Source organism: Betaproteobacteria bacterium (genome assembly GCA_016709965.1).
Taxonomy (GTDB): Bacteria; Pseudomonadota; Gammaproteobacteria; order Burkholderiales; family Rhodocyclaceae; genus Azonexus; species Azonexus amarohabitans.
The window spans coordinates 1,113,650-1,130,479 of the sequence record JADJLT010000006.1 but is presented as its reverse complement, the minus strand read 5'-3'; the positions used below and the strand labels follow the sequence as shown (position 1 = coordinate 1,130,479).

The following is a 16,830-nucleotide window of genomic DNA, read 5'->3' as shown; positions in this document are numbered from 1 at the left end:
AGCCGTTTTTTCCGGTTGACCGTAGCAGTCGTCGGTAGATGCCTCGGCAATTTGGGCGTCCTCCCATCGCGTCCTTTCCGGTCGTACTTTTGTCTGTACCGCGCCAGATGGCCGGTCTGACTAGCGCGTCGTCACCGCTTGCAGGTATGCTCTTGGAAATAACGATCAAAGGAGACAATCCGTGCCCGCATTACTGCCACAACCCGATCCCGATGGCCTGCTTGAATATTCAGTGGTTTACACCGACCGTGCCCTGAACCACATGTCGCAACGCTTCCAGGGTGTGATGAAAGACATCTCGCGCCTCTTGAAGAAGGTTTACAACGCCAAAGCGGCCATCGTCGTACCCGGTAGTGGCACCTTCGGCATGGAAGCTGTCGCTCGCCAATTCGCCACCCATCGCAAGGTGCTGGTCATCCGCAACGGCTGGTTCAGCTTCCGCTGGACGCAGATTTTCGACATGGGCAAGATCCCGTCCGAAAGCATCGTCCTCAAGGCTCGACAAGTGGGCAGCGGCTCGCAAGCGCCCTTCGCGCCGCCACCGATTGAAGAAGTCGTCGCCGCCATTCGCGAACATCGCCCCGAAGTCGTTTTCGCACCGCACGTTGAAACAGCGTCGGGCATGATCCTGCCGGACAGCTACATCAAGGCCGTCGGCGATGCCGTGCATGCCGTCGATGGCTTGTTCGTGCTCGACTGTATCGCCTCCGGCACCATCTGGGTCGACATGGCGGCCAACAACGTCGACGTGTTGATCAGCGCACCGCAAAAAGGCTGGAGTGCCACGCCGTGCTGCGCCCTGGTCGCCCTCGGCGAACGCGCCCGCGCCCGCATCGACGCCACCAGCAGCACCAGCTTTGCCTGCGACCTGAAAAAATGGTTGCAGATCATGGAAGCCTTCGAAAACGGCGGCCATGCCTACCACGCCACCATGCCAACCGACGGTCTGGCGACCTTGCGCGATGTCATGCTGGAAACCGAAGCCTATGGTTTCGAGAATGTCTGTCGGGAACAGTACGAACTCGGTCGCCGCATCCGTGAATTGATGGTTGCCAAAGGCTTCGCCAGCGTTGCCGCCGAAGGTTTCCAGGCGCCCGGTGTGGTGGTCAGCTACACAACGGACCCGGACATTCATACCGGCAAGAAATTCCTCGCCCAAGGCCTGCAAACCGCCGCCGGGGTGCCCCTGCAATGTGACGAGCCGGCCGACTACCGCAGCTTCCGCATCGGCCTCTTCGGGCTGGAAAAGTTGCACGATATCGAGCGCACAGCGGCCAATTTCGCCAAGGCGCTTGACGCTGTCCAGACTACTTGAGAACTGATCAGCCAGATTTCGCGGGATCGCGGTTTTCGCCAGCGATCCCGTTTTTCATTCTGAGTTCCGGACCTTGCTTTGACAATGGCATCACTCCTTGACCAACATCAATAAACGCTGTTTTGTGCAGAGCACAATGGGCGAAAAAAGGAGAATGTCTTGCCTATCCCCCAAAATGGCCAAGCGCTGAGCAGCGCCGTGCTTCCTGCCATACCCGGCTATCTGAACGAAACTTACACTTGGGCTTATGTCACACCCGAAGCGGTCAAGCGTTTCGAACGACAATGGCTGGTGAATCTGATTCTGTGGGGAAATTTTGCCCGCTTGCGCGACATCGCGTTGGACAGCTTTGGTCACAATCCAAGTGGCCAAAGCCTGCAGATTGCTTGTGTCTATGGCAACCTGACCGCACATTTTGCAGCACGTCATCAAGACGAAGGGCTACTCGACGTCATCGACGTCATCCCGAACCAAATCAGCAATCTTCGGCAAAAACTTGGCAACGACAGCCGGGTTGGCATTCACCTCGCCAACAGTACTGCCTTGCCCCAAGTCAGCGCCAGCTACGAGCGTGCCCTGCTCTTCTTTCTCCTGCACGAACAGCCATTCGATATTCGCCTGCAGACCATCCGTGAGGCGTTTCGAGTGGTCAAGCCGGGGGGCAAGATCACCTTCATCGACTATCACCGACCACGGCGCTGGCATCCCCTGTACGGGGTCATGAAAATCATCCTGAGCAAGTTGGAGCCATACGCGCTCGACCTGTGGAACAACGAAATCGAGGACTGGTTCCCGACCGAAATGGCACCCGCCAGCATCACGAAGCGGACGCTCTTTGGCGGTCTTTACCAGATCATTGAAGTCATTCGCTAAGCTGCGTCAAGTTGCCCGCAGCAGGTTGCGAAACCATTGCAGATCGTCGGCCAGCATGGCCGACGAGGTATCACGCACGCCCCGGAACGGCACTTCAATACCACGCTGGCTGAGCTCTGCCTGCAGTGCCAGCATGAAAAGTCCGGAATCGTCCGTTAATCTGCCTTGCACAGCATGAACGGCACAGCCGGGGCTGCGCGGATTCCCACCGAGGACGGCAACCAGTGTGAAACCTTCATCGACAAGGATCTGCATTTGTGTTGCAACCGATGCCGCCAGATTGGCGCAACATAGCCGGCCGGCGTCGGTATCCAGCGCCTGTCGGACCGTCATCCCGGCAGGCCGCTCGCGCTTTAAACCCAGGGCTGAAACTTCCGGACAAGGCATCTGCATGACACCGATGCCCTGTTCATGGCAAAGCTGCAGCAATTCGAAGTTCATTGCCGGAAAACTGGCCGCGCCGCGATCTCGCACATTCTGGTTGAGTACACAATCGATCACCGCAACAAAACGGCCGCTACGACAATCGCGCGCTACCGGCGGCCTTATCCACTGGATCAGAGACTTCAACGCTCCCAGACTCATTTGCCCAGCCACTTTTTCTCGCCGGCCAGCACCGGAAAAGATAGCCAGTTTTCCGGCGGCGGTAGCGGGCAGGTTGCAAACGGCGTGAAGGCACAAGGCGGGTTGCAGGAAAAATTGAAATTCAGCCGAATTTTCCGGTTGACCGTAGCAGGCACCTTCAGAAAGCGGCCCGCCCCGTAGGTGTCCTTCCCACTGGTTCGATCACGAAATACGAAGAAAACCTCCTTTTCGCCGACCGACATCGGCAGCAGCGTCACCGTCTGTCCATCCATCAGAAAGACCGCCTGATGGCTGACCTTGACCAGGTTCAGATCACCGCTGACGTTGGGCACCTCCATCGCCAGAGGCGGGTCAAGTTCCAGCCAGTCGGCCTCGATTTCCCAGGCCGGGTCGTAATCAAAATATGCCAGCCCGGCAAAATCCCGTTTGTCAGCCCAGCCCCCATCACGCAGTCGAACAGCGAGACGACCCTCGCGGTCAACGACAAAAAACGACCCATTTTGAAATTCGACGACCGACGGCTGCCCATCGATATCCGTTTGCAGGTCACGCGGCAAATCGCCCGCCGGCAACCAGGTCAGGCGCTCCTCCTGCCAATCCAGATCGCCCAGATATTGCGCTCCCTCGGGCAAGCGGACGGGACAATCCTCGGCGCTTCCCACACGATTCAAGCCCTGCTCCAGCCAATACAGCCCGATCAGTCCCAGCCAGCTATCCGGCCCGGACAACTCGGCGAGTCTGGCCTGTCGCCAGTCCTGCCAGCGCAATTCTTCGTTCATGTTCAAAACCTCGTTTGACGCATGGCAACATTATCCCGCCATCGCAGCCTGCCAGCCTCATCCTTGCCAAGCGTCCGGCTCATTCTGTTACGATGTTGCCATGATTTGCTGCGCACGCACATCCACTTCTGACGCCCATTCCGCTGGTTTTATACCACCGGAACGAACACTTCCTCCATCCAAGTACTGACTGAACGGACGCGCCGATGAAACTGGATATTCGCCTGGCATTCCACTACGGCCTCACCATTTTCCTCAGTGCCTTCCTGCTCTTTCAGGTTCAGCCGATGATCGGAAAGATGATACTGCCGTGGTTCGGCGGCTCTGCATCGGTATGGACAACCTGCATGCTGTTATTCCAGAGCGTGCTGCTGCTCGGCTATCTCTATTCGCACTGGGTCGTCGCCCGCCTGTCGCCGCGCCACCAGAGCCTGCTGCATATCACTTTGCTGATCGCTGCCCTGCTCCTCCTGCCCATTGCGCCGGGCGAAGCATGGAAACCGACCGGGGCCGAGAACCCGACCCTGCGCATCCTCGGCCTGCTCGTTGCCTCGATCGGCCTGCCCTATTTCGTGCTATCCACAACCGGCCCGCTGGTTCAGGCCTGGTTTGCCCGCGAACGGGCCGGCCTCGTGCCTTACCGCCTGTTCGCGCTATCCAACCTCGGATCGATGCTCGCCCTGATCGCCTACCCGCTGGCGGTCGAACCCTACCTGCCGACGCGTTTGCAATCCTGGACATGGTCCGGCCTGTTCGCCGTATTCGTCATTGCCTGCGGCCTGCTCGCCTGGCGCGGGCGAAACAGCCAGTCGCTGCACGCCCAACATACTGAAGCCCTGCCACCACTTCCCTCCCGCCAGCTTGCCCTATGGGCCGCCCTGGCCGCCTGCCCCTCTATCCTGATGGTGGCCGACACCAGCTTCCTGACCGAGAATATCGCGCCGATTCCCATGCTTTGGGTCGGCCCACTGGCGCTCTACCTCCTCTCTTTCATTCTCGCCTTCGATCATGCCGGCTGGTATCGCCGCAGCATTTACCTGCCACTGCTCGGCGTCAGCCTCTTCCTGCTCGCTTGGTTGCCAACATTAGGCGTCAGCCAATTGCCGATCAAGGCAGCCATTCCGATCAACCTGATCGCCTTTTTCGTTGCCTGCATGGTCTGCCACGGCGAACTCGCCCGCCAGCAGCCCCACCCACGCCAGCTGACCACCTATTTCCTGATGCTGGCGCTCGGCGGCATGGTCGGCGGCTTCTTTGTCGGGGTCATCGCGCCCTATGGTTTCAACAGCCACTACGAACTGTCGATCGGCATCCTGCTCACCGGGCTGATCGTCGCCATCGCCGTCCTGCCCGGCGTCGTCTACCGCTCACCGGCACGTCGCAAAGCCGCGCTGGCCAGCTGCGGGATTGTCATGCTCGGCATTGCCGGGATCCGGATTGCCGACCATCACGACGAGATCATTGGCGCGGATGCCTTGCTGCGCAATTTTTACGGCACGCTCACCGTCTATACCAATACCGAGGAACACTGGCGCAGCATGTATCACGGCCAGATCCTGCACGGTCGCCAGCATATTTCGCCGGACAAGCGTGCCCTGCCGACCACCTACTACAGCGAAGAAGGCGGCGTCGGCAAGACGCTGCTGGCCAAAGGGAAACCAGGTACGCCGCTCAAGGTTGGCGTGGTCGGTATCGGCGTCGGTACGTTAGCCACCTATGGCCGAGCGGGCGATACCTATCGCCTCTACGATATCGACCCAATGGTCATCGACGTGGCCGAAAAGTATTTCAGCTTCCTGTCCGACAGCCGCGCCAAAACCGACATCGTGCTGGGTGATGCCCGGCTGCAACTTGAGCGCGAGGCACCGCAACAGTTCGACGTTCTGGTCGTTGATGCCTTCTCCGGGGATTCGGTGCCGGTGCACCTGCTGACCCGGCAAGCCTTTCAGCTTTACTTCCGCCATCTCAAACCGGATGGCGTGCTGGCTGTGCACATCACCAACCGCTATCTTGACCTGCGTCCGGTCATCAAGACGGCGGCCGATTTTCTGAAGCGCCCGGCCCGCGTTGTTGATTTTGAAGGTGATGAAGACCGCGCCATTTACCGATCGCGCTGGGCGATCATCGCGCAGGACGACACCTTCTTCTGCAACGATGGTTTCACCGATGCCAAGTTGCTGGCCGACAAGCCGGGATTCCGGCCATGGCAGGACGATTACAGCAGTCTGCTGGCCGTTTTGATGTAGCCCCACCACAATACTGCCTGGCGAAAAATTTCAAATTTGGCCGTTTTTTCCGGTTGACCGCGGAAGGTTCGGCGTTGGACTCACTCAACCACGCATCAATGATCTGCTGCGTTTTCATCAAGGAAATCAAACATGAAAAAAGTCCTGCTGGCTCTGGCCATTGCAGCCGCGCCACTACTGGCCAATGCGGTCGACGTCAATGTCAATCTGGGCAACGTGCGCATTGATGCGCCTGGCGTCAGCATCACCTTTGGTAGCCGCAACGACCGCGGCTATTACTGGGATGGCTACGACTGGCGCGAACCTACCTACTGGCGAAAGCACAACGGCCATCGGGGCGAAAAATACTATACCGGCCGCGGTGATCGTGGCGGCCACCACCGGGATGGCGGCCACTGCCCGCCGGGACAAGCCAAGAAGGGCAATTGCTGAGTCGCCAGGCGACAAAAAGAAAAAGGGCGGGGCCAAATGGCCTCGCCCTTTTTGATTGGCGTAACGCCGTTCAGTCCTTGGTAAAGCGCATGATGCCGCCGGTCGCCGGATCGCAACTGACACGGATCGTATCCTTCGGGCCAAACTTCCCTTCCAGGATGGCCTTGGCCAGCGGATTCTCGATCTGCTGCTGGATCGCGCGCTTTAGCGGACGAGCGCCGAACACCGGGTCGAAACCGGCCTGCGCCAGTTCGGCCAGGGCGCTGTCTTCGACTACGAGGGTCATTTCAAGCAGAGCCACGCGTTTCTCAAGGTAACCGAGCTGGATCTTGGCGATGCCGGCGATGTGCTTTTCATCCAGCGCATGGAAGACCACCACTTCGTCGATCCGGTTGATGAACTCCGGCCGGAAGTAGTTCTTCACCTCGGCCATCACGGCCAGTTTGATCACTCCGTACTCCTCGCCGGCCATCTGCTGGATCATCTGGCTACCCAGGTTGGAGGTCATCACGATCACCGTATTCTTGAAATCCACGGTACGCCCCTGCCCGTCGGTCATGCGGCCGTCGTCCAGCACCTGCAGCAGCACGTTGAACACATCCGGGTGTGCCTTCTCGACTTCATCAAGCAGGATGACGCTGTACGGCTTGCGACGCACGGCTTCGGTCAGATAACCGCCTTCTTCATAGCCGACGTAGCCCGGCGGCGCACCGATCAGGCGAGCGACCGAATGCTTCTCCATGAACTCGCTCATGTCGATACGGATCAGATGATCCTCACTGTCGAACATGAACTCGGCCAGCGCCTTGCACAGCTCGGTCTTGCCGACACCCGTCGGGCCCAGGAAGAGGAAGGAACCATACGGCCGATTCGGATCAGACAGCCCGGCGCGTGAGCGGCGAATGGCATCGCCCACCAGGCGCACAGCCTCATCCTGCCCGACCACCCGCTTGTGCAGCTTGTCTTCCATATTCAGTAATTTTTCGCGCTCGCCGGTCATCATCTTGCTAACCGGGATACCAGTTGCCCGGCTGACCACTTCGGCGATCTCTTCTGCACCGACCTGCGTACGCAGCAAAATGTTCTTCCTGCCTTCACCTTCGCCTGCCTTCTCGGCAGTCTTTAATTGGGCTTCGAGTTGCGGCAGCGTGCCGTATTGCAATTCAGCCACCTTGTCGAGCTTGCCTTCACGCTGCAGCTTAGTGATTTCGGCCCTGACCTTGTCAATTTCTTCCTTGATGTGCGCCGAGCCTTGAACCTGGGCCTTTTCGGCCTTCCAGATTTCTTCGAGATCAGAATATTCCTTGGCCAGCTTGTCGATTTCAACTTCGATCAAGCCAAAACGCTTCTTCGAAGATTCGTCCTTCTCGCGCTTGACGGCCTCGCGCTCAATCTTCAGCTGGATGATCCGGCGGTCAAGCTTGTCCATCACCTCCGGCTTCGAGTCGATTTCCATCTTGATCCGCGCCGCAGCCTCGTCGATCAGATCGATTGCCTTGTCCGGCAAGAAGCGGTCGGTGATGTAGCGATTCGAAAGTTCGGCCGCGGCGACGATGGCTGGGTCGGTAATGTCGACACCGTGGTGTAGTTCGTATTTTTCCTGCAGACCGCGCAGGATAGCGATGGTCGATTCGACACTCGGCTCTTCGACCAATACCTTCTGGAATCGGCGTTCGAGCGCAGCATCCTTTTCAATGTACTTGCGATATTCGTTGAGCGTCGTCGCACCGATACAATGCAGTTCACCACGAGCCAGTGCCGGCTTCAACATGTTGCCGGCGTCAATGGCGCCTTCGGCCTTGCCGGCGCCGACCATGGTGTGCAATTCGTCAATGAACAGAATGATCTGGCCAGCCTCCTGAGAAACCTCTTTCAGGACAGCCTTCAGGCGCTCCTCAAACTCACCACGATATTTGGCACCAGCCAACAGGCCAGCCATGTCAAGGACCAGTACCTTCTTGCCCTTCAAGGTTTCCGGGACTTCGCCGTTGACGATGCGTTGAGCCAGACCTTCGACGATGGCCGTCTTGCCAACGCCCGGTTCGCCGATCAAGACCGGATTGTTTTTGGTTCGGCGCTGCAAAATCTGGATGGCGCGACGAATTTCATCATCGCGACCAATTACCGGGTCGAGCTTGCCCTGCGCAGCGCGCTCAGTCAGGTCGATACAATATTTCTTGAGCGATTCGCGCTGGCCTTCGGCCTCTTGTGAGTCGACCCCCTGCCCGCCACGCACGGCCATGATCGCCGCTTCCATCGATTTTCGGCTCAGGCCATGTTGTTTGGTTATGCGACCGGTTTCGTTCTTGTCCTCGCTTACGACGAGCAGAAACATCTCGCTGGCGATGAACTGGTCGCCCCGCTTCTGCGCTTCCTTGTCGGTCAGGTTGAGCAGGTTGGCCAGATCGCGCCCAATGGAAACATCGCCACCGTGGCCTTCGACCTTGGGCAGACGGGTCAGCGCCTGTTCGAGATCACGCTTGAGACCCGGCACATTGACCCCGGCACGGCCGAGCAGCGAGCTCGTGCCGCCATCATCCTGATTGATCAGCGCGAGCAGCAGATGCTGTGGTTCGATGAACTGCTGATCACCACCAATGGCCAGGCTCTGGGCATCGGACAAGGCTTGCTGGAATTTGGTCGTAAATTTATCAAGGCGCATGGTCAATCTCCTGAGGCGGAATTTCTGTTACCGGACAGATGAGGCCATTCGTGAAAATTTCAACGGCAAGCGCCAAGCATTTTCAGTTCACCACCACCCAAAACATACAATATTGTAAAAATACGTGGTAAATTTAAAAGTATCGAATTTGATAATTAAATCAAATATGCGGGAGGAATGGATAATGTCCATCAAGACAATGACACTGCGATCAAAGCTGCTCGCCATGACGATCGTGACCGTGGTCGCACTGGCTGTCTTGTTCTCGGTACTGCTGATCAACGGCAAGCAACAGATGCTGAATGACCGCGAAGCCAAGGTTCGCAACCTGGTTGAATCGACCCAGGGCATCCTGTCTTACTACGAAAAGGCCGCTCGTGACGGGCAAATGTCGGTCGAAGATGCCAAGAAAACTGCGGCGGCGACGATCGGCAGCATGCGCTATGACAAGACCGAATATTTCTGGATTCACGATCTCAAGGATGCCACGATGATCATGCATCCGATCAAGCCGGAGTTGAACGGCAAGACGCTGGACGAACTCAAGGACAAAGGCGGGAAGCAGTTCTTCCATGAGATGAATCTCGTGGTCAAAGCCAGCGGCGCAGGTTTTGTTGATTACCTGTGGCCGAAGCCAGGCGCCGACGAGGGCATTCCGAAAATATCCTTCGTGCAAGGTTTCGAACCCTGGGGCTGGGTCGTCGGTTCCGGCATCTATATTGACGATGTCGATGCCAAGTTCCGCAGCGAAGCCATCAAACTCCTTGTATGGGGTCTGGGCATCTCCAGCTTCATTGCCATTTCACTGCTACTTTTGTCCGGGAACATCATCAAGACCCTGGGGGGTGACCCCGCAGTCGCGTCGGCCATCACCCGCCGTATCGCCGCCGGCGATCTGGCGACACCCGTGGACTGCCGCCCCGATGACAATGACAGCCTGTTGGCCAATATCCGCACCATGCAGGAAACGCTGCGCCAGATGATCGCCAGTATTATCAGCAATGCCGAACAGGTCGCTACCGCCTCGCGGGAACTACTGGCAGCGTCCGAGCAAGTGGCCGAGCGGGCCAGTCAGCAAAGCGATGCCGCATCGTCGATGGCAGCCTCGGTCGAGGAAATGGCAGTCAGCATCGATCAGGTCAAGGAAAATGCGACCGAAGCCCTTGGCATCTCGCAGACGGCAGGCACCATCTCGGAAGAAGGTGCCATCGTGATTCATAACGCAGCCAGCGAAATGCGCAAGATCTCGGACGCCGTGCAGTCGTCCTCGCAAATTGTTGAAGACCTTGGCCGCCAGTCCGACCACATCACCTCCATCGTCAACACCATCAAGGAAATTGCCGATCAAACCAATCTGCTGGCCCTCAACGCAGCCATTGAGGCAGCACGTGCCGGCGAACAGGGGCGCGGCTTTGCCGTTGTCGCCGACGAAGTGCGCAAACTGGCCGAGCGCACCAGCCTGTCGACCAAGGAAATCAGCGAGATGGTGGCCAAGATACAGAATGGCACCCGCAGCGCTGTCAGCAGCATGCAGGCCGGTGTTCAGCAGGTCAGCAGCGGCGTCGAACTGGCCAATCAGGCAGGCAACTCGATCAACCAGATTCGTGATGGCTCACTGCGCGTATCTGCCGTGGTCAACGGCATTTCCGACTCGATTTCCGAACAGAGTGTCGCCAGCACCGATATTGCGCAACAGCTGGAAGCCATCGCCCAGATGTCCGAAGAGAGCGCCATCGCAGTCCGCCAGACAGCTGACTCAGCCCGCCACTTGCAGTTACTGTCGACGGACCTTCGCCAGATGGTGGCACAGTTCAAGACCTGATTTTTTTACTCGCCCCTTTCGGGGAAAGTCCATCATTTTCCCTGAAGAAAACGCTACTGCCTTGGGAAGGCTTAAGCTTCCAGTTCCGCACGGCAAGGATCTGTTCAGCTACTGGCTGAAGCCGGTCGAACAGCCGTTGAGTTCCCATTGCGGTCAGTAACGTCCAAGGTGATGCAAAGGCAGCCATCCAAGCAAATTCTGCCTTTCGGTTACTATACCTTCCGTCATGTTGAGAGAAAGGTGCAGGGCACCAGGTGTCCGCCATATGGGTAGTAGTTTTTTGTTGGTCGTAGTTGCTCTTGTCCTCGTTGTGCTGAACGGCTTTTTTGTGGCCGCAGAGTTCGGTCTTGTAAAACTCCGTCAAAGTCGGGTCAAGGCCATCGCAAAGACATACGGCTGGCGTGGTCGCATTTTGGCCAAGGTACATCAGGATCTTGAAGCCTACCTTTCCGCTTGCCAACTGGGCATTACCCTCGCATCTCTCGGCCTGGGGTGGGTTGGCGAGCCGGCCTTTGCAGATTTGCTTCGCCCTTTCCTCTCTACGATAGGTATTGGGGATGAAGAAGTGGTTCACGGCATTGCCTTTGCCATTGCCTTCTTCATCATTTCCTACCTGCACATCGTCGTCGGTGAGCTTGCTCCCAAATCCATGGCCATCCGTATCACCGAGAAGGTTGGCCTGTGGACGGCTCCCGGCCTCTATGCCTTCTATTGGGCAATGTATCCAGCTATCTGGGTGCTGAACCACAGCGCCAACTGGGTTCTGCGCAAGGTCAATCTGGATGTTCATACCGGTCACGACAGCCACTACTCGGCCGATGAACTCAAAGTCATCCTCCGCTCGTCACGCGCTAACGCGGACTTCACCGGGGATGAATGGCGGGTTTTGGCTCAGGCACTCGATTTCCGTGACCTGGAAGTGGCCGATTTGATGCGGCCATTCAATGAAGCCGTTCCGCTATCGGAAACAGATGATATTGAGACAAGCCTGGAGAGGATTGTTCAGCACCGCTTCAGCCGCTATCCCTACCTAGCGGAAGATGGACACGCCAAAGGCGTTGTCCACCTGAAGGACATCTTCATCGCACTTCGCAAAAACCCCGAACTCGATACGCTTGAAAAACTGGTGCGGCCAGTTGTGGTCGTCTCCCCAAGTCTTTCTGCCACAGAGCTTTTCCGACGCTTTCGTCAGGGCGCGCCTCATTTCGCTGTAGTTGCCTACAACGATGGCCACCCGATTGGCTTCATCACGCTGGATAACTTGCTCGGTGCCTTGGTTGGGGAGATTCGCGACGAGTTTCGCCAGACGCATAACGAGTGGTCCAAGCTTGATGACGGGTCGCTGATTGGCAAGGGTAGCCTGCCAATTTTTACCCTGGAACGCGCCTTGGGCATCGATATTGATGAGGCCGGGGTGGACTCCGTGGGAGGACTCATCTTGCAGCAGTTAGGCGACCTGCCAGAAGAGGGGCAACGCATTTCCTTCCCACAGTTCGACGCAGTGGTAAAGAAAATGACGGGACCAAGGATTGTGCTGATTCGGATCATTCCGAAGACCGAACTAGCTCAATAGCTTTGAGCCTGAAGTTGGATGTCCGCAGGTTGATTGTAGAAGTCAGCCGGCAATTCGATGCTTCCGGCATTCAGAAGACTGCGAAGTTACCCTTCACCCGCCCTCACCCAGTTTTTCCCGGAGCAGCGGCGCTGCCCGGTCGATGAAGGCCCGCACGCGGGACGATAACAGGCGGGCGTGAGGGTAGGCAAAGTTGACCGGCAGGGGCGGTGGCTCGTAATCCGGCAGCAGGCGAACCAGCTTGCCGGCCGCCAGTTGTTCATGCACCTGATAGGCGAGAAAGCGCCCACAGCCAACACCTCTCACACAGGCGTCGATGGCGAAGTCGATGTGGTTGGTGGTCAGAATGGTCGGCACCGCCACCCGTTGTGTCTGCCCCGCTTCGTGAAACACCCAGTCGGGTTCAAGGCTGAAGCCGGTCATGCGAATCGCCCGGTGTTTTTGCAATTCGGCCGGATTTTCCGGTTGACCGTAGCGAGCGAGATAGTCGGGACTGGCGCAGATGATTCGGCGGGTTGTGCCGAGCGGGATGGCGACCAGCGACGACTCTGGCAGCGTGCCGATGCGAACGGCCAGATCGATGCCTTCATCGATCAGATCAACGACACGATCGAGCAGCAATAGCTCAATGCGCACCTCGGGATACGCGGCCAGAAAATCAGTCACCGCCGGCCCGACATGCAGGCGCCCGAACATCACCGGCGCAGTAATGACCAGGCGCCCGGCCGGTTTGACCTGCCTCGCCAGCAGGGCCGCTTCGGCCTCTTCGACATCGATCAGCAGATGCCGGCAACGCTCGAAATAATCCCGCCCCTCGTCGGTCAGCGCCATGCGCCGCGTCGTCCGGTTCAACAATCGAACGCCCAGCGCCCGCTCCAGCGCCGACAGGCTGCGCACGACTGAGGTCGGCGAGGTGCCGAGACGATCGGCGGCAGCGGTCAGGCTACCGGTCTCGACGATACGTACGAAGGTGGTCATGGCGCGCAGTTTATCCATGGCGCCAGATTAAACCGTTTTTTGCATAAGTATTCTAACCATCAGTCTATTTATTGCGATTAACGCATCGGTGATGATGACTTCATTCCAGCCCACACAGGAAATACGCCATGTCCCGCCACTTTGCCGCCATTGCCTATACCCCGGGCGTCCGGGCCAGCCAGCGCCAATATGGCGGCCGCGACCTGGGCGAAGGACTGGACGAAGTCGCCGAAACGCCAACCGCAGAACTCGGCCCCCGTGAGCGCGAATTCATCGCCGCCCGCGACAGCTTTTATCTGTCCACCGTGAACGAAAACGGCTGGCCGCATGTTCAGCACCGCGGTGGGCCAAGCGGATTTCTCCAGGTTCTGGGCCCAAGCACGCTGGCCTTTGCCGATGTATCCGGCAATCGCCAGTACGTCAGCGTCGGCAACTTGAGCGGGAATGACCGTTCGGCGCTGATCCTGATGGATTACCCGAACCGCCGCCGGCTGAAAATCCTGGGGCGCGTGGAAATGCTCGACCTTGCTGCGGTCAACCCGAAATTATTGGAAAAAATGAAATTTTCCGAGCGCAACATCGAGCGCATCATGCTCATCCAGGTCGCCGCATTTGACTGGAATTGCTCCCGCCACATCACCCCGCGCTTTACCGAAAGCGAGTGGCAAAGTCGCTGATCGCCGCTCACCGCACCGTCCATCACCAAGGAGTAAATCATGAAACTGTACGATCTTGAACCCTCGGGAAACTGCTACAAGGTTCGCCTGTTTGCCGCGTTAACCCATATCCCGCTGGAGATCATTCCGGTCGATTTCATGGGCGGCGAGCACAAGCGCGCGCCACTCATCGACCTCAACCCGCTGGGCCAGCTGCCCATCCTCGATGACGCCCCGGTAGTCGTCCGCGACTCGCAGGCCATCCTCGTCTATCTCGCCACCAAATACGCCGACGAGAGCTGGCTACCGCGCGACCCTGCCGGCATGGCCGAAGTCATGCAATGGCTGTCGAACGCCGCCAATGAAATCCAGAATGGCCCGGGCGCGGCCCGACTCGTCGACAAATTCGGCTTCGCCATCGACAAGGCCGACACCCTGATGCGCGCCGGAAAAATCCTGCCGGTCATCGAAGCACATCTGGCCAAACACGAATGGCTGGCGCTGGACCGGCCCACCATTGCCGACTGCGCGGTCATGCCTTACGTTGCGCTGGCGCCCGAAGGCGGCATCTCGCTCCAGCCCTACCCGAACATCGTTGCGTGGATAACGCGTATCAAGGCGCTGCCCGGCTTTATCCCGATGTCGGGCATTTAGGATCACTCGAAATGATTGGCCCCGGCCGTAGCGAACCAGCGTCGCTGCGGCGCCGGCGCTATTTTTGCCAGCGCGCTGCGGCGCTGTCGTCGGCGTCGCGAGCATCAACCCAGCGGCCGCCTTCTGGTGTCGCTTCACGCTTCCAGAACGGGGCGCGGTTCTTCAAGTAATCCATGATGAATTCGCACGCAGCGAAGGCTTCGCCACGATGCGCGCTGGTCACGGCGACCAGCACGATCTGGTCGCAAGGCTTGAGCGGGCCGACGCGGTGGATCACCAGCGCATCGTAAATATCCCAGCGGCCCCTGGCCTCGGCGACAATTTCTTCCAGCGCCTTTTCGGTCATGCCCGGGTAGTGTTCCAGCGTCATTTCCGACACACTGGCCCCGTCGTTCATGTCACGCACCAGCCCCAAAAAGCTGGCCAGCGCGCCGACCCGGGCGTCCGCCGCCGTTAGCGCCAGCAACTCGGCGCCAAGGTCAAAATCGGCTTCCTGCACCCGGACGGTCATGCTCAAATCACCTCGCGTGCTTCCATGAAACGCAGGTTGGGATACTTCTCTTTGACCATGTTCAGATAAACATTGTTCGGCGCCAGATAGACCGGATCATCCGCGCCATCGAGCGCGACGTTGGCGCTGTAACGGTCGGAAATCTGGCGCAGCTCGGCAGCATCGCCCTGAATCCAGCGCGCCGTGGCGCAGTTGTAGGACTCGAAGATGACCTGCACGCCGTATTCGTTTTCCAGGCGGCTGGCCACCACGTCAAACTGCAGCGTACCCACCGCACCCAGAATCAAATCGGTGCCGGACAGTGGCCGGAACAACTGTGTCGCGCCCTCCTCCGCCAGCTGCTGCAAGCCCTTCTGCAACTGCTTGATCTTCAGCGGGTTGGCGATGCGGGCCAGACGGAAGTGCTCCGGCGCGAAGGACGGGATGCCGGTAAAGCGCAGGTCTTCGCCTTCGGTAAAGGTTTCGCCAAGGCGGATGGTGCCGTGGTTCGGGATGCCAATGATGTCGCCCGGATAGGCTTCATCGGTCGTGCTGCGGTCACGCGCCATGAAGGTGATGGCGTTGTTGACCGACAGGAACTTGCCGGCCCCGCCCTGCTTGACCTTCATGCCCCGCTCGAACTTGCCCGAACAAACGCGCAGGAAGGCAATGCGGTCGCGGTGCTTGGGGTCCATGTTGGCCTGGATCTTGAACACAAAACCAGAGAATTTCGGCTCGTTCGGCTGCACCACACGCGTCACAGCAGCGCGGGCAATCGGCGGTGGAGACAAGTCGACCACGGCGTCGAGCAAACTCTGCACGCCGAAATTATTGACCGCCGAACCGAAGAAGACCGGCGACTGCTTGCCGTTCAGATAAGCCTCGGCATCGAAGGCGTGCGAAGCGCCACGGACCAGTTCGATGTCGGTGCGCAACTCGTCGGCCTGCGTGCCGATCAGCTCGTCCAGGCGCGGGTTGTCGAGGCCCTGAATGATCTCGGCCGTGCCCTTCTCAGCCTGCGGATCGAAGAAGGCGATAGCGTCGTCGTACAGGTGATAAACACCGCGGAAACGCTTGCCCATACCAATCGGCCAGGTCATCGGCGCGCACTGGATGCCGAGCACCGACTCGATTTCGTCGAGAAGGTCAATCGGCTCCTTGCCTTCGCGGTCGAGCTTGTTGATGAAGGTCAGGATCGGCGTGTCGCGCATGCGGCAGACGTTCAACAGCTTGATGGTCTGCGCTTCGACGCCATTTACCGAGTCGATGACCATGACCGCCGAGTCGACGGCCGTCAGCGTGCGGTAGGTATCTTCCGAGAAATCCTCGTGGCCCGGCGTGTCGAGCAGGTTGACCATGCACTCACGGTACGGGAACTGCATGACCGACGACGTCACCGAAATGCCGCGCTGCTTCTCCAGCTCCATCCAGTCCGAGGTCGCGTGGCGCGAAGCCTTGCGGGCGCGCACTTCGCCAGCCACCTGAATGGCGCCGCCGAACCACAGCAGCTTTTCCGTCAGCGTGGTTTTACCCGCGTCAGGGTGAGAAATGATGGCGAAGGTACGCCGGCGGGCAATTTCGGTATCGAGGGGAGTCACGGCAGGGTTAGCAAATGCGGAAAGGCGGCAATTATACCTTTGCCGACAGGCAACTGCCGGCGCTTAGGTGGCAAGAGCCCGACGCAGACAGTTGCTACGGTCAACCGGAAAAAAGTGGAAAAATTGAAATATTTCCGCCCCCTTTTGTTCAGAACCACCGGCGGCTA

General features: G+C 58.6%; 14 protein-coding genes. 8 read left to right on the top strand and 6 right to left on the bottom strand.

Annotated elements, in window-relative coordinates:
• The first annotated feature begins 181 nt into the window (after positions 1–181).
• Together IPJ12_19790 and IPJ12_19785 are read left to right on the top strand one after the other, a co-directional pair.
• Positions 182–1,315 (top strand): alanine--glyoxylate aminotransferase family protein, encoded by a 1,134-nt coding sequence (locus IPJ12_19790; GenBank protein MBK7649339.1) that lies wholly within the window; start codon positions 182–184, stop codon positions 1,313–1,315.
• A 186-nt stretch (positions 1,316–1,501) separates the two neighbouring features.
• Positions 1,502–2,188, top strand: coding sequence for a class I SAM-dependent methyltransferase (locus IPJ12_19785; protein ID MBK7649338.1), 687 nt, complete (start codon positions 1,502–1,504; stop codon positions 2,186–2,188).
• 6 nt (positions 2,189–2,194) lie between these two features.
• Here IPJ12_19785 and IPJ12_19780 read toward each other — a convergent pair whose 3' ends face one another.
• Together IPJ12_19780 and IPJ12_19775 are read right to left on the bottom strand one after the other, a co-directional pair.
• Entirely contained in the window at positions 2,195–2,773 is a 579-nt protein-coding gene (locus IPJ12_19780; protein MBK7649337.1) for a hypothetical protein, read from the bottom strand.
• A complete protein-coding gene (locus IPJ12_19775; GenBank protein MBK7649336.1) occupies positions 2,770–3,552 on the bottom strand; it encodes a DUF1684 domain-containing protein in 783 nt (260 codons plus the stop codon). Before IPJ12_19775 ends, IPJ12_19780 begins: the two co-directional genes overlap by 4 nt.
• Positions 3,553–3,758: 206 nt before the next feature.
• Between IPJ12_19775 and IPJ12_19770 the strand changes: the two genes are divergently transcribed.
• Together IPJ12_19770 and IPJ12_19765 are read left to right on the top strand one after the other, a co-directional pair.
• Positions 3,759–5,798: a fused MFS/spermidine synthase gene (locus IPJ12_19770; protein MBK7649335.1), complete on the top strand. Its 2,040-nt coding sequence runs from the start codon at positions 3,759–3,761 to the stop codon at positions 5,796–5,798.
• Positions 5,799–5,930: 132 nt separating this feature from the next.
• On the top strand, positions 5,931–6,230 hold the full coding sequence (locus tag IPJ12_19765) for a DUF2502 domain-containing protein (GenBank protein ID MBK7649334.1): 300 nt from the start codon (positions 5,931–5,933) through the stop codon (positions 6,228–6,230).
• Positions 6,231–6,300: 70 nt separating this feature from the next.
• Here IPJ12_19765 and clpB read toward each other — a convergent pair whose 3' ends face one another.
• Positions 6,301–8,892, bottom strand: a complete 2,592-nt coding sequence (clpB, locus tag IPJ12_19760; protein MBK7649333.1) for an ATP-dependent chaperone ClpB — start codon at positions 8,890–8,892, stop codon at positions 6,301–6,303.
• A gap of 184 nt (positions 8,893–9,076) precedes the next feature.
• Here clpB and IPJ12_19755 point away from each other — a divergent pair, with 184 nt between their 5' ends.
• Entirely contained in the window at positions 9,077–10,714 is a 1,638-nt protein-coding gene (locus tag IPJ12_19755; GenBank protein MBK7649332.1) for a methyl-accepting chemotaxis protein, read from the top strand.
• A gap of 265 nt (positions 10,715–10,979) precedes the next feature.
• A complete protein-coding gene (locus IPJ12_19750; GenBank protein ID MBK7649331.1) occupies positions 10,980–12,287 on the top strand; it encodes an HlyC/CorC family transporter in 1,308 nt (435 codons plus the stop codon).
• Positions 12,288–12,380: 93 nt separating this feature from the next.
• On the opposite strand, the gene IPJ12_19745 is transcribed toward IPJ12_19750, so the two are convergent.
• Positions 12,381–13,283, bottom strand: coding sequence for a LysR family transcriptional regulator (locus IPJ12_19745; protein MBK7649330.1), 903 nt, complete (start codon positions 13,281–13,283; stop codon positions 12,381–12,383).
• 110 nt (positions 13,284–13,393) lie between these two features.
• Between IPJ12_19745 and IPJ12_19740 the strand changes: the two genes are divergently transcribed.
• A complete protein-coding gene (locus tag IPJ12_19740) occupies positions 13,394–13,942 on the top strand; it encodes a pyridoxamine 5'-phosphate oxidase family protein (GenBank protein ID MBK7649329.1) in 549 nt (182 codons plus the stop codon).
• Positions 13,943–13,981: 39 nt separating this feature from the next.
• Complete coding sequence (locus IPJ12_19735) at positions 13,982–14,575, top strand: glutathione S-transferase (GenBank protein ID MBK7649328.1); 594 nt, start codon at positions 13,982–13,984, stop codon at positions 14,573–14,575.
• A gap of 58 nt (positions 14,576–14,633) precedes the next feature.
• On the opposite strand, the gene moaE is transcribed toward IPJ12_19735, so the two are convergent.
• Both moaE and IPJ12_19725 read right to left on the bottom strand, forming a co-directional pair.
• Complete coding sequence (gene moaE / locus IPJ12_19730; protein ID MBK7649327.1) at positions 14,634–15,086, bottom strand: molybdopterin synthase catalytic subunit MoaE; 453 nt, start codon at positions 15,084–15,086, stop codon at positions 14,634–14,636.
• Positions 15,087–15,088: 2 nt separating this feature from the next.
• Positions 15,089–16,663, bottom strand: coding sequence for a peptide chain release factor 3 (locus IPJ12_19725; protein ID MBK7649326.1), 1,575 nt, complete (start codon positions 16,661–16,663; stop codon positions 15,089–15,091).
• Positions 16,664–16,830: the final 167 nt, after the last annotated feature.